Below are 14,871 nucleotides of genomic sequence, written 5' to 3'. Positions count from 1 at the left end.
TGTACATACACCTTTCACCATGAGGTTGAATACGATGGATGGGGGTGATTCTATGAAAAGATGTAGACAATGCGGCAAAACCTATCCCTCTCATTCTAAATCCCATTACCAAAAAGGAAGCTGGTATGATGCGTATAAAGATGATGGATGGGAATGTGATAGATGTAAGAAAGGGCAAACAAGAAGACCAGTGAAAAACCCTTGTTGCGGAAAAGATCCTTGTGTTTGTGTCATTCAAGGTCCTCCAGGCGGGAGAGGAAGGAGAGGCCCAGCAGGTCCAACAGGTCCAACAGGTCCAACGGGACCAGGAGTAGGAGCCACAGGCGCCACGGGAGCCACAGGAGCAGCAGGAGCCACAGGAGCAACAGGCGCCACGGGAGCAGCAGGAGCCACAGGCGCCACGGGAGCCACAGGAGCAGCAGGAGCCACAGGCGCCACGGGAGCCACAGGAGATCCAGGAGATCCAGGAGCCACAGGCGCCACGGGAGCCACGGGAGCAGCAGGCGCCACAGGCGCCACGGGAGCCACAGGAGCCACAGGCGCCACAGGAGCAGCAGGCGCCACAGGAGCCACGGGAGCCACAGGAGATCCAGGAGCAACAGGCGCCACAGGAGCAACCGGAGCAGCAGGCGCCACAGGAGCCACGGGAGCCACAGGAGATCCAGGAGCCACAGGCGCCACGGGAGCCACGGGAGCCACGGGAGCCACAGGAGCGACCGGAGATACAGGAGCCACGGGAGCCACAGGTGCAACCGGAGCGACCGGAGCCACAGGAGTCACCGGAGCAACTGGAGATACAGGCGCAACCGGAGCGACCGGAGCCACAGGAGTCACCGGAGCAACTGGAGATACAGGCGCAACCGGAGCGACAGGGGCAACAGGAGTCACCGGAGCAACTGGAGATACAGGTGCAACCGGAGCGACAGGGGCAACAGGAGTCACCGGAGCAACTGGAGATACAGGTGCAACCGGAGCGACAGGGGCAACAGGAGCTGCAGGAGCGACCGGAGATACAGGAGCCACGGGAGCCACAGGTGCAACCGGAGCGACAGGGGCAACAGGAGTCACCGGAGCAACTGGAGATACAGGTGCAACCGGAGCGACAGGGGCAACAGGAGTCACCGGAGCAACTGGAGATACAGGTGCAACCGGAGCGACAGGGGCAACAGGAGTCACCGGAGCAACTGGAGATACAGGTGCAACCGGAGCGACAGGGGCAACAGGAGTCACCGGAGCAACTGGAGATACAGGTGCAACCGGAGCGACCGGAGATACAGGAGCCACGGGAGCGACAGGGGCAACAGGAGCCACCGGAGATACAGGTCCAACCGGCGTAGGATTAGCTGGCATTGTAGCATTTGACCCAGCATTAGCACCTACTTATCCAGTAGGTCAAGTGGTGACATTTGAAGGCGGAACGTATATCGTCAATACAGCGCCGCCAACAGGTACGCCAGATACGTCGCCAGATTATACGCTATTAGCGGCCGCGGGTGCCACGGGAGCCACCGGGGATACAGGAGCCACCGGTCCAACGGGAGCCACCGGAGATACCGGAGCAACAGGAGCCACGGGTGTCACAGGAGCCACTGGTCCGACGGGAGCCGCCGGAGATACCGGAGCCACGGGAGCCACCGGTCCAACGGGAGCCACCGGAGATACCGGAGCAACAGGAGCCACGGGAGCCACCGGTCCGACGGGAGCCACCGGAGATACCGGAGCAACAGGAGCCACGGGAGCCACCGGTCCGACGGGAGCCACCGGAGATACCGGAGCCACGGGAGCCACCGGTCCAACGGGAGCCACCGGAGATACAGGTGCAACAGGAGCCACGGGTGTCACCGGAGCCACCGGTCCAACGGGAGCCACCGGAGATACCGGAGCAACAGGAGCCACTGGTCCGACGGGAGCCACCGGTCCAACGGGAGCCACCGGAGATACCGGAGCAACAGGAGCCACTGGTCCGACGGGAGCCACCGGAGATACCGGAGCCACCGGAGCCACGGGTGTCACCGGAGCCACCGGAGATACCGGAGCAACAGGAGCCACGGGTGTCACAGGAGCCACGGGTGTCACCGGAGCCACGGGTGTCACAGGGGCCACCGGTCCAACGGGAGCCACCGGAGATACCGGAGCCACCGGAGCCACGGGTGTCACCGGAGCCACCGGTCCAACGGGAGCCACCGGAGATACCGGAGCCACGGGTGTCACCGGAGCCACTGGTCCAACAGGAGCCACCGGAGATACCGGAGCCACCGGAGCCACGGGTGTCACAGGGGCCACCGGTCCAACGGGAGCCACCGGAGATACCGGAGCCACCGGAGCCACGGGTGTCACCGGAGCCACCGGTCCAACGGGAGCCACCGGAGATACCGGAGCCACCGGAGCCACGGGTGTCACCGGAGCCACCGGTCCAACGGGAGCCACCGGAGATACCGGAGCCACCGGAGCCACGGGTGTCACCGGAGCCACTGGTCCAACAGGAGCCACCGGAGATACCGGAGCCACCGGAGCCACGGGTGTCACCGGAGCCACTGGTCCAACAGGAGCCACCGGAGATACCGGAGCCACCGGAGCCACGGGTGTCACAGGGGCCACCGGTCCAACGGGAGCCACCGGAGATACCGGAGCCACCGGAGCCACGGGTGTCACCGGAGCCACCGGTCCAACGGGAGCCACCGGAGATACCGGAGCCACCGGAGCCACGGGTGTCACCGGAGCCACCGGTCCAACAGGAGCCACAGGTGACACTGGTCCAACAGGAGCGACGGGTGCAACCGGTGCACTAGCGACCGCGTCTGCCAGTGTAGTTACGGGAGCTGATACTGTTGCTGACGGTGCAAATTTTGCATTTACTGGAACCACCTTTTTGAACAATGTGACTTTTACAGCTCCAGACACATTCACGGTTCAGGTGGCGGGTAATTATTATGTCAATGCACTAGTTTCTCCGACTGTTGGTCAGGCTGGCCCAACAAGTATAGCCATACAGCTTAATGGTGTAGGTGGTACTGGTACTGGTGATAACAACGGAACAACAGCTGGTCAAGAAGTTAATGCTATTGGTTTTACTGGGCAAATCCCTGCGGGTACAACGATTTCGTTAAGAAACCTTAGCGGTCAGTCCATTGATTATTCACTGGCAAGGCTTATACTATTCCGAATCGATTAATTTTCTAATCCAAACCTTGTTCTGCCAGTGCGAGATGAATTTTGATCTCGCACTGGATTTTTTTGTAATACTAAAGCTTTTTTAAGAAAAAGAATGTGCTAAACAGTTTCAAGCATCGTTTTCGTTTTTTGTATAGATTTAAATAAATGGTGAATTCATAAAGAAGTGTAGCTTTCAACAGATAACAAAGTTGGAAAATGTGGTAGACACAGAAGGACAAACTACTACAATATGACTAATTCGAGTTACAAGTTTCAAAAATACATAAATAGCCCATAAAGAAGTGCCCCCGAAATTTAACCACGGGTTCGTATTAGACAGCTTTCTAGGCATGAGTTAGGTACAGAAATTCAGACTTTAAAGATACCAAAGAAATTTTCGATCACTGCGTTATCGTAACAGTTGCCTTTTCGGGACATACTCTGTGTAATCCCCAGTTTTTTTAGGGCATGTCTATAATGCTTCATTTGATAATGCCCGCCTTGGTCGGAATGCATAATGGTCTTCTCCTCATCTTTCAAACGGTCGAATGCCTGATGAAGCATCGTCGAGACAAGGGAATAAACGGGTATTGAATCAATTGTATAGGTGATGATCTCACCATTAAATAGATCTAATATGGGCGAAAGGTAGAGCTTCTGCCCGAATAATTTGAACTCTGTCATATTCGCTTTTCAGTTTGAAAGTGACTAGCTAAAATGTTAGGTGCAATTTTATCGAAGGTTCCAGGCGGTATCCATAACGGCCTTGATGCTCCTTATAAACGGTTTGAATCATCTTTTCAGCTTGGCACATCTCGATCAGGACGATTCGAATGCTTCACCCAGTAATAGTAGGTACTGTGCGGAATACCTGCGAGTTGAAGTAATGTTTTCACCGGATACTTATGCCATATATGATAGACTACTTGCACTTTGTCTCGTTTGGTGATTGTTCCTTGTTTTGAACTAAGGCATTCAACTTTTTTAAATACTCATTCACCATGTGCAAATGTTCTACCTCTGCCTGTAAGCTTCCATTGATCCTTTAGTTGGTGCTTGCTTTCCTATTTTCTTTTTCATAGAGGACGCCCCTTTTTCTTTGGTTTGAGGGCGTCTGTTCCTTGTGTTTCCGTTACGTGTTGCCAATTCCAAAGCGTTGAAGAAGAAGGCAAATCAAATATTTTAGCTGTTTTCAATAGTGAAGTATCCTTTTGTGCACTCCAATATGATGTGTGATCCCAAACAAACTCTCTCAACCACTTAAGTAGCGTTTTACCGCTTTGATTTTGTCTCCCCTTGTGAATTTAGCTGAAAGAAAAGCGCCTCCAAATTTTTAGACTTCCCTTAAAGTGCACTCCTTAGAATAATGTTGAAAAATCCCTTGGTTATTTGGATGAGAACTAAGGGGATGTACTATCATGGAAAATATAGGGTGGGCATAAGCTTGAGTGGTATTCTGAAAAATAAAGGAATTAAGTGCACTTTGTGATATGCAATAAGTTTTTGAAATTTTGTAGCTTACTTAAATTGTACAAACACCATTTTCTAGATACTTGAATACGATGGATGGGGGTGATTCTATGAAAAGATGTAGACAATGCGGAAAAACCTATCCCTCTCATTCTAAAGGCCATTACCAAAAAGGAAGCTGGTATGATGCGTATAAGGATGATGGATGGGAATGTGATAGCTGTAAGAAAGGAAAGTCAGGAAAACCAGTGAAAAATCCTTGCTGCGGAAAAGATCCTTGTGTTTGTGTCATTCAAGGTCCGCCAGGCGGGAGAGGAAGGAGAGGCCCAGCAGGTCCGGCGGGTGCAGTTGGTCCAGCGGGTCCAGCAGGTCCAGCAGGCCCAGCAGGCCCGACTGGAGCCACGGGTGTAGGCTTAACGGGTATCGTGGCATTTGATCCAGCGGTAGCCCCAACCTATCCAGTAGGTCAAGTGGTGACATTCGAAGGTGGGACGTATATCGTGAATACAGCACCACCAACAGGTACGCCAGGTACGTCGCCAGATTATACCTTGTTAGCAGCAGCTGGTGAAACTGGTGCAACCGGTGCTACAGGAGCCACAGGAACAGGAGCGACTGGCGCCACAGGAGATACGGGAGCGACCGGAGTAACAGGAGCCACGGGAGCGACCGGAGCAACCGGTGCTACAGGAACAGGAGCAACCGGCGCCACAGGAGATACGGGAGCAACCGGAGTAACAGGAGCCACGGGAGCGACCGGAGCAACCGGTGCTACAGGAACAGGAGCAACCGGCGCCACAGGAGATACGGGAGCAACCGGAGTAACAGGAGCCACGGGAGCGACCGGAGCAACCGGTGCTACAGGAACAGGAGCAACCGGCGCCACAGGAGATACGGGAGCAACCGGAGTAACAGGAGCCACAGGAGATACGGGAGCAACTGGTGCTACAGGAACAGGAGTGACCGGCGCCACAGGAGATACGGGAGCAACCGGAGTAACAGGAGCCACGGGAGCGACCGGAGCAACCGGTGCTACAGGAACAGGAGCAACCGGCGCCACAGGAGATACGGGAGCAACCGGAGTAACAGGAGCCACGGGAGCGACCGGAGCAACCGGTGCTACAGGAACAGGAGCGACCGGCGCCACAGGAGATACGGGAGCAACCGGAGTAACAGGAGCCACAGGAGATACGGGAGCAACTGGTGCTACAGGAACAGGAGTGACCGGCGCCACAGGAGATACGGGAGCAACCGGAGTAACAGGAGCCACGGGAGCGACCGGAGCAACCGGTGCTACAGGAACAGGAGCAACCGGCGCCACAGGAGATACGGGAGCAACCGGAGTAACAGGAGCCACGGGAGCGACCGGAGCAACCGGTGCTACAGGAACAGGAGCGACCGGCGCCACAGGAGATACGGGAGCAACCGGAGTAACGGGAGCTACAGGATTGACCGGGGCCACAGGTGTAACAGGAGATACCGGAGCGACCGGAGTAACGGGAGCTACAGGATTGACCGGGGCCACAGGTGTAACAGGAGATACCGGAGCGACCGGAGTAACGGGAGCTACAGGATTGACCGGGGCCACGGGTGTAACAGGAGATACCGGAGCGACCGGAGTAACGGGAGCTACAGGATTGACCGGCGCCACGGGTGTAACAGGAGATACCGGAGCGACCGGAGTAACGGGAGCTACAGGATTGACCGGCGCCACGGGTGTAACAGGAGATACCGGAGCAACCGGAGTAACAGGTGCAACCGGAGTAACGGGAGCTACAGGATTGACCGGGGCCACAGGTGTAACAGGAGATACCGGAGCGACCGGAGTAACGGGAGCTACAGGATTGACCGGGGCCACAGGTGTAACAGGAGATACCGGAGCGACCGGAGTAACGGGAGCTACAGGATTGACCGGGGCCACAGGTGTAACAGGAGATACCGGAGCGACCGGAGTAACGGGAGCTACAGGATTGACCGGGGCCACAGGTGTAACAGGAGATACCGGAGCGACCGGAGTAACAGGTGCAACAGGTGTCACTGGAGCCACAGGATTGACCGGGGCCACGGGTGTAACAGGAGATACCGGAGCAACCGGAGTAACAGGTGCAACAGGTGTCACTGGAGCCACAGGATTGACCGGGGCCACAGGTGTAACAGGAGATACCGGAGCGACCGGAGTAACGGGAGCTACAGGATTGACTGGGGCCACAGGTGTAACAGGAGATACCGGAGCGACCGGAGTAACGGGAGCTACAGGATTGACTGGGGCCACAGGTGTAACAGGAGATACCGGAGCAACCGGAGTAACGGGAGCCACAGGATTGACCGGGGCCACAGGTGTAACAGGAGATACCGGAGCAACCGGAGTAACAGGAGCCACGGGAGCCACAGGTGCCACAGGTGCCACAGGTGCTACTGGATCGAGTGCAATTATTCCGTTTGCATCAGGTTTACCTGTCGCTTTAACAACGATTGCAGGCGGTCTAGTCGGGACATCTAGTTTGGTCGGCTTTGGTAGCTCTGCAACTGGTGTCAGTATCTTAGGCGGTGTCATTGACTTAACAGGTGCAGCAGGTACGCTTTTAAATATGGCATTCTCTGTACCAAGGGACGGTACCATTACTTCATTTGCCGGATACTTTAGTACTACGGCAGCATTGACGTTAGTCGGCACGAGTATTACAGTGACAGCTAGCTTATTCGCTTCACCGACACCAGATAACAGTTTCACGCAAGTAGCGAGTGTCACATTGGCTCCAGCGTTAACCGGTATTTTAACGATAGGTGCTATTTCAAACGGCATTGCTACTGGTTTGAACGTACCAGTCACAGCGCAAACAAGATTGCTTGTTGTCTTCTCGGCAACAGCTACTGGTCTTTCCTTAGTGAATACCGTAGCAGGCTATGCGAGTGCAGGCTTATCCATCACGTAATTGAAACAGGGATGACTCAATTTGAGTCGTCCCTTTTTTGTTTGAATGAATTTTCTCTTAACTTCGCAAGAAAAAATGATATGATTTTCTTAGAGTTTATTCGATGAATTTAATTGAATTAGGGGTTGTGGCGGTGAGGATGGGCAAAAGGAAAGTCACTTTACAAACGAAAATTTTGGGATTAATTATCGGGCTTTTGCTTGTTGTCATTGCGTTATTGACCATTTGTTTTGGTTTTTTGCAGACCTCAGAAAGGCAGCGGCAAGCAGAACAGCTGGCGGTGCAAACCGCTAGAACAATCTCATATATGCCGCCCATTAAAACATCGGTGGCCACATCTGCATCGAAAAATGAAGAACAGGTAGTACTTGAGCAAATGAAGGATCAAGTTAGAGCACATGCCATCTTCATCACCAATCAAAAAGGGAAGGTCCTTTTTCATACGAACCATGAGAATGTAGGAAAAACCATCAGTGTATTTAGAGGAAGAAGTACCCTGCTTTTTGGGGGAACCTCCATATCATCGGGTGATTCTAATGGTGAAACCGTTGTCAGAGGCAGTGCCCCGATTATGAAAGAAACAGGCAAGCATGAAGAAATTATTGGCACAGTCACCGTCGAATTTTTAAAAAAGGAAATCGATCAAGCGACCGCCCATCAACTATTCAAGCTTAGCTATATTGCTCTTCTTGTCCTCCTGCCTGGTATATTCGGAGCGATCTTTTTAACAAGAAGTATTCGTAAAGATACATTGGGTCTTGAACCGCATGAAATTGCTTCATTATTTCGAGAAAGAGAAGCGATGCTGCTTGCGATAAAAGAAGGGATTATTGCATTTGACTGCAAAGGCGCGATTACGATGATGAATACATCTGCTGAACACATGCTGCGCGTTTCATCCGAGCTGCGGCTTCATATTGATCAAGTCTTGCCAAAAGCCAATCTCCTTGTCTATTTAAAGGAAGAGACAATTGAACCGAACATCGAAACCGTCGTCAATGATAAAACCTATGTCTTAAATGTGAAAAAAGTGGTGCAGGACAACCGTGTCTTTGGAGGGATTGTGAGCTTCAGGGAGAAAACAGAGCTGACGAAGCTGCTGGATACATTAACAGAGGTCAGCCAATATTCAGAAGACCTGAGAGCGCAAACACACGAATTCTCAAATAAGCTGTACGCCATTTTAGGTTTGCTTGAGCTGAAGCAAGTGGATGAAGCCATTGACTTAATAAAGGAAGAATATACGCTGCAAAACCGTCAGCATGATTTACTGATGAAGCAAATTCGTTCTCCTAAAATACAAGCCATCCTACTTGGCAAGCTAGGGAAAGCCTCTGAGAAAAAGGTACATTTCCACATCGATGAAAATAGTTCATTGGAGCCGCTCCCAGCACATTTAAGTCTATCTCACTTTATTACCATCATCGGCAATCTCGTAGACAATGCGTTTGAGGCCGTATTGAATAAGGAGAAAAGAGAAGTAAGCTTGTTCATCACAGATATTGGATTTGATATTATCATAGAGGTGTCTGATTCAGGGGATGGTGTCAATGAAGGAGCCATTTCACAACTTTTCACAAGAGGACATTCATCAAAGGGAGAAGGACGAGGCTATGGACTCGCCAATGTCAAAGAAGTATTGGACGAACTTGGGGGCTGGATTGAAATAACGAACCAAAAAGAAGGCGGTGCCATCTTCACTGCATACATACCGAAAGGCACAAAGGGGGAATAAATGGTGATGAAGGTACTCATTGCGGAGGATGATTTTCGAATCGCAGCCATTCATGCATCTTATATACAACAAATAGAAGGATTTCAAGTCGCCGGAAAGGCAAAGAGTGCAAAGGATATGTGGGAGGCGCTTCAAAAGGAACAAGTCGACCTCATCTTGCTTGATGTGTATATGCCCGATGAGCTCGGCACAAACCTGTTGCCGCTTTTAAGAGAACGCTATCCAGAAATAGATGTGATTATTATCACAGCGGCTACGGAAACGACACTTTTAAGAGATGCCCTTCAATACGGAGTGGTTCATTATTTAATCAAACCAGTGACCGCACAAAAGTTTGCGCAAGTTTTAACCGAATATAAAGAGAAGAAAGACATCATCAATTCCAAGGATGAAGTCAATCAAACGATGATTGATTTGCTTTTTGGACAGATGCAGGAAGAGCCAAAGGAACAGGATGACAGAGACCTGCCTACAGGCATCAATTCGCTGACTTTGGACAAGGTGAAAACATTGATGGCATCAGAGAATAATGGAATTACAGCAGAAGAATTAGGAGAAAAGATGGGGGCATCACGTACAACAGCGAGACGGTATGTTGAGTATCTCGTGACAACAGGAGAATGCCGGGCAGAGCTTGCGTACGGAATTATTGGCAGACCAGAGCGAAAATATTATCCTGCCAAAAAGCAAGCGGAGTCTTAAAAGATGAAAAAAGCAATATGCCTTGTCGTGATCATAATATGTCTTTGTATGCCGCTCACCTTTAATGAAAAAAAGGGAGGTGACTCTTTCCTGCAGCACAGCCCATTATATATCGTGGTGTCTGGTGTCCCTGACGGCGGCTTTGACCAAACAGCTCAAGTGATGAAATCAGTGCTCGAGAAGGAAAAGCTGGTGAAGCGGCCGGTGAATATCCTTTATCAAAGAGGCGGAACGGTGGATAAAGGATGGACATATATGCTGGAGCGAGATACCAACTATATTAGTTTAAATTCAAGCTTATTGTTAAGCCGTAATTTGCTTGGCAGCAGTAACATGACAATGAACGATGTCACGCCACTTGCGATTCTTGCGGAAGAGTGGCAGGTCGTCGCAGTCCCAGTAGATTCTCCCTTTTCAAATGGGAAGGAGCTATTAAACACACTAAAGAAGAAACCGGATTCCTTAAAAATTGGATTTGCCCCAGACTTTGGAAATGATGATCAAATCTCATTCGCACGAGCGGCAGAAATGGCAGGAATTGATCCATACCGCATTCAATTTTTAAAATTTGACAGTGCAGATGATTTATTTCAGGCGCTCATTGACCATGAGGTGGATGCAGCAACAACAACGATTACAGAGGTTCGTCATGATTATGAAAAGAAGAGGCTAAAACTCATAGCGACCACAACCAATCAGCGTTTAGAGGGATTTGAAGATGTGCCTACTTGGAAAGAGCAAGGAATCCCGCTCATCTTTTCTCATTGGCGTGGTGTCATGGGACTCAAACAAATGAATCAGCACGAGATTCGTGAATGGGATCAGCTTCTTCAAAAAATGACACAGACTAAGTCCTGGAAAAAACAATTAAAGCAAAAAGGCTGGACAAGTCGTTATATGAACAGCAAAGAGGCAAAGATCTTTATGGAAGAGCAATTAAGGCGATATGAGCAGTTTATTCAAGGAGAACAAGCGGTCGAGTGAGACCGCTTTTTTTCATGGAATCCATCAAAACCAAGGTTTGAACAAAATGAACAAAAAGCATTTATCGACCGAAAAAGAATTAAAATTCATAATATTTACTTCAATTCAGGCGTCAGATATCATGACAGAAAGGGTTGGAAATGGGATACCAACATTTAATGAAAGCGTATACAACATAAGGGGTGAACAAAGTGTTAGCAATCTTAGGATTTCTTATGATGGTTGTATTTATGGTTTTGATTATGACGAAACGTATGTCTGTTTTAACGGCATTGGTGTTAACACCAATTGCATTTGCTCTTATTGCAGGTTTTCATTTTACTGAAATTTCAGACATGATTGTCAAAGGTGTGCAGCAAGTCGCACCGACGGCGGTCATGATCATGTTTGCGATTTTGTACTTTGGCATTATGATTGATGCGGGTTTATTTGATCCGATGGTGGCGAAAATTTTAAAAATCGTCAAAGGCGATCCATTAAAAATTGTCGTCGGAACAGCTGTCCTGACTATGCTTGTTGCACTTGATGGTGACGGAACCACAACGTACATGATTACAACAACAGCGATGCTTCCGTTATTTACGCTGCTTGGCATCCGACCGATTATTTTAGCGGGAATTGCCGGAGTTGGCATGGGGATTATGAATACAATTCCATGGGGAGGAGCCACACCTAGAGCGGCGAGTGCACTTGGCGTTGATCCATCACTTTTATTTGGTCCGATGATTCCAGTCATTGGTGCAGGGGTTTTGAGCATGATTGTGGTGGCATATTTTCTTGGGAAGTCTGAAAGAAAACGTCTTGGTGTCATTGAGCTCGAACAGCCGATTCATGCAAATGAAATGGCAGCGGCACTACAGGACGACATCAAGCGGCCGAAACTTTGGTGGTTTAACCTGTCGCTTACGTTGTTATTGGTGCTCCTTCTTGTCTCTGGAAAAGTCAGCTTAACGGTTCTATTTGTTCTTGCTTTCTGTGTGGCAATTATCGTGAACTATCCGAACCTTGAACAGCAGCGTGAGCGGATTGCGGCTCATTCAACCAACGTTTTAGCGATTGCTTCCATGATATTTGCGGCAGGGGTTTTTACAGGCATCTTAACAGGCACAAAAATGGTCGATGAAATGGCGATTTCGATTGTATCTGCCATTCCAGAGCAGCTTGGCGGCTTCATTCCAGTCATTGTGGCGTTAACGAGCGGAATCTTTACGTTCTTTATGCCGAATGATGCATACTTTTATGGGGTCCTGCCGATCCTATCAGAAACAGCGGCAGCATACGGTGTTGATAAAATTGAAATCGCGAGAGCCTCTATTATTGGCCAGCCGATTCATATGTTAAGCCCACTTGTTCCATCCACTCATTTACTTGTTGGACTTGTTGGAGTATCACTGGATCAGCATCAGAAGTTTGGCATGAAATGGGCTGTGCTTGCAGTTGTCGCCATGACGGTCATGTCGGTACTCATTGGGGCCATCTCCATTTGGTAAATAAAAGAGTGTCTGCTACGTGAGCAGGCACTTTTTTTAGGTCATATTGCCGAGCAGGCACAATTCATTTGCCCTATACAAAAACACTCTTGTTCCTCCAAAAGATATATTTTTGAAAAATACTGACACTTTTACTGTTTTTTTCTTTATAATGCAAATCAACGAAGGGAGAGGATAGCATGTCCAACCGAAAAGGCACGATTCTTTTTGCTGCTGTATGTCTCATAGCAGGAAGTTTGTCGATGGTGAGCCCAGCTTCAGCTCATGCAGATACCCCTTATTATGGAAAGAGTTATGAACAGCCAGCCTCAGTGAAGAAGCTATACCCTGAGCCTGACGAGACGTTCGATACCCCCGCATTTCAGAAAAAAGGAGAAGCCTTCACCACACAAGAAGAGCTTCAACAATTCTTACGTGATATTGTCCGCAAAAGTCCTTACGCTACGCAGAAGCAGATTGGAACATCCATTGAAGGACGGTCCATTCCAGCCCTCTACTTTACAAAGGATCGTCATATTTCTCCACTTTCAAAAAAGCCAACGATCTGGCTTCAAGCACAAATACACGGAAATGAACCAGCCTCCGGTGAATCGGCTCTCGTCATCGCAAAACGATTAGCTGGTGAAGAAGGAGAGCGTATACTCAATCATGTCAATATCATCATTGTCCCGAGAATCAATCCTGATGGTGCTTATGCGTTTGACCGCAGGCTTGCAAACGGAATGGATGGAAACCGTGATCATATGACATTAGAATCTCCAGAGCTCACAGCCCTGCATCAAGAATTTAATCGGTATACACCAGAAGTAGTCATTGATGCCCATGAATACGATGTGGGTCAAAAGCAGTTTGAAGATATCGGCTCAGCGGGAGCCCTCAAATATCACGATTTACTGATCTTATCAGGGAAGAACTTGAATATTCCAGAAAGCATCCGGCTCACGTCAAATGAATTATACGTGAGCGGCGTCCGTGAAACGCTGACAAATCAAGGATTTTCAAATGATTTATATTATACAAGCACAAGAGGAAAGGATGGAAAGATTGATCTCTATGAAGGTGGAACGGATGCACGAATTGGTCGAAATGCTCTGGCACTCTCCCCAGCACTATCCTTTCTTGTAGAAAGCAGAGGGATTGGCATTGGAAGAGAGGACTTTACCCGCCGCGTCGCAGCACAAGTCACCACACATGAAAAAATCATTGAAACAACGGTGAAACATGCAAAGCAGGTGAAGCAGCAAATGGTGACGGAGCGTTTGAAGCTGGTGAAAAAAGGTCTCCAATCGAATGATGACGATCAAGTGGTCATTCAAGATGATTTCAAAGCGCCGGTGGATGATTCGCTTGAAATGGTAGATATTGAAAAAGGACAGACCATCAATGTCCCTGTACGCTTTCACAGTGCGAGCGATGCTACTCCTGTCATGTCGAGAGAGCGACCGACAGCTTATCTTGTTTTACCTGGACATGAAGGGGTAGAACGGAAGCTTCAAACCTTAGGGTTAAAAAGTGTCACATTGCCTGCCAGTGTAAAAGTACCGGTACAAGCCTATCAAGTAACAAAACGAGATGAAAAGAGTAAAACAGATATTCAGCTTGAAACAGAACTCGTCCAAAAGAAACGTCAGCTGCCAAAAGGGACAAAGGTATATTTCACGGCGCAGCCGCAAACGAATTTGTTGTCACTTGCCCTTGAGCCAGAATCAAAAGACAGCTACATGTCCTCTGGATTTATTGCTTCGAAAGTAGGCGATGAACTGCCAGTATACCGGTTCTTGCTATCTAAAAGGACGTTGGGCATTAAATAAAAAAGGGCTAAAATCAACATCATTTTAGCCCTTTGTCTACAATCTAGAAGCGGCACAGTGCGTGCTGCTTTTTTATTTTCGTCCTGCTCTTATTTCATCAGTCAAGCCTTCATATGGTGCTTCGGCGATAATGGTTTCGTCATTTACACCTGCATGATGGATATACGTAATGTCCGCAAATTCTGGAACAACATATTTCGGATATGTTTCGTACTTTTCACGAGATTCTTTCATGAGATCGATGTAGTCATTTTGATAGCAAACTGTGATGTCTGGACGTTCATGCACCCATTTTGGGAAGAAGATGACGCCATGCATGCGTTTTTCTTCAGGCATAAAGTTCAGAGAGACGTCTGTCCCAGTTGGCTCTGTCCAAGAAACTTTGTAAACGCCTTTTGTTAGCTTCACAATATTCACTTCTTGATCACGGACCCAGCGGCCTCCAACCATTCCGCTATGAATGCGGTAATCAATGGTGTGATCGTTTTTAATGTAAATCTCATATTCCCAGCCATTTTCATACGTATAAATCATATGAAGTCCAACGAATTGTTCCATGTTGATTCCTTCTTTCATTAGAATGATGTTGTTTC

At 49.1% G+C, this 14,871-nt stretch carries 8 protein-coding genes and 1 pseudogene; 7 read left to right on the top strand and 2 right to left on the bottom strand.

Annotated features, from left to right (window positions below; all coding sequences use genetic code 11):
- The first annotated feature begins 52 nt into the window (after positions 1–52).
- The gene (locus tag MHH40_RS06745) at positions 53–3,172 is read left to right on the top strand and encodes a hypothetical protein (RefSeq protein ID WP_340900799.1); all 3,120 of its coding nucleotides are present in this window, start codon (positions 53–55) and stop codon (positions 3,170–3,172) included.
- Positions 3,173–3,509: 337 nt separating this feature from the next.
- Here the strand turns inward: MHH40_RS06745 and MHH40_RS18850 are convergent.
- A pseudogene (locus MHH40_RS18850) lies at positions 3,510–4,370 on the bottom strand (DDE-type integrase/transposase/recombinase); the annotation flags it as partial.
- A gap of 363 nt (positions 4,371–4,733) precedes the next feature.
- Here MHH40_RS18850 and MHH40_RS06735 point away from each other — a divergent pair.
- The 6 genes from MHH40_RS06735 to MHH40_RS06710 all read left to right on the top strand — a co-directional run bounded on the left by MHH40_RS06735 (position 4,734) and on the right by MHH40_RS06710 (position 14,278).
- A complete protein-coding gene (locus MHH40_RS06735) occupies positions 4,734–7,556 on the top strand; it encodes an exosporium glycoprotein BclB-related protein (RefSeq protein ID WP_340900798.1) in 2,823 nt (940 codons plus the stop codon).
- A 139-nt stretch (positions 7,557–7,695) separates the two neighbouring features.
- Positions 7,696–9,291 (top strand): sensor histidine kinase, encoded by a 1,596-nt coding sequence (locus MHH40_RS06730; RefSeq protein WP_050944815.1) that lies wholly within the window; start codon positions 7,696–7,698, stop codon positions 9,289–9,291.
- 3 nt (positions 9,292–9,294) lie between these two features.
- Positions 9,295–9,993, top strand: a complete 699-nt coding sequence (locus tag MHH40_RS06725) for a response regulator (protein ID WP_050944814.1) — start codon at positions 9,295–9,297, stop codon at positions 9,991–9,993.
- 3 nt (positions 9,994–9,996) lie between these two features.
- Positions 9,997–10,977, top strand: a complete 981-nt coding sequence (locus MHH40_RS06720; RefSeq protein WP_050944810.1) for a tripartite tricarboxylate transporter substrate-binding protein — start codon at positions 9,997–9,999, stop codon at positions 10,975–10,977.
- Between the two features lie 191 nt (positions 10,978–11,168).
- Positions 11,169–12,467, top strand: a complete 1,299-nt coding sequence (locus MHH40_RS06715) for a citrate:proton symporter (RefSeq protein ID WP_050944809.1) — start codon at positions 11,169–11,171, stop codon at positions 12,465–12,467.
- A 179-nt stretch (positions 12,468–12,646) separates the two neighbouring features.
- Positions 12,647–14,278, top strand: a complete 1,632-nt coding sequence (locus MHH40_RS06710; protein WP_050944808.1) for a M14 family metallopeptidase — start codon at positions 12,647–12,649, stop codon at positions 14,276–14,278.
- Positions 14,279–14,350: 72 nt separating this feature from the next.
- Here MHH40_RS06710 and MHH40_RS06705 read toward each other — a convergent pair whose 3' ends face one another.
- On the bottom strand, positions 14,351–14,836 hold the full coding sequence (locus MHH40_RS06705) for a phenolic acid decarboxylase (protein WP_050944807.1): 486 nt from the start codon (positions 14,834–14,836) through the stop codon (positions 14,351–14,353).
- Positions 14,837–14,871 lie beyond the last annotated feature (35 nt).

The sequence above is a fragment of the Bacillus sp. FSL K6-2431 genome (assembly GCF_038005165.1).
Taxonomy (GTDB): domain Bacteria; phylum Bacillota; class Bacilli; order Bacillales; family Bacillaceae; genus Bacillus; species Bacillus pumilus.
The sequence above is the reverse complement of the archived record's forward strand: the minus strand, read 5'-3'. Positions and strand labels throughout refer to the sequence as shown.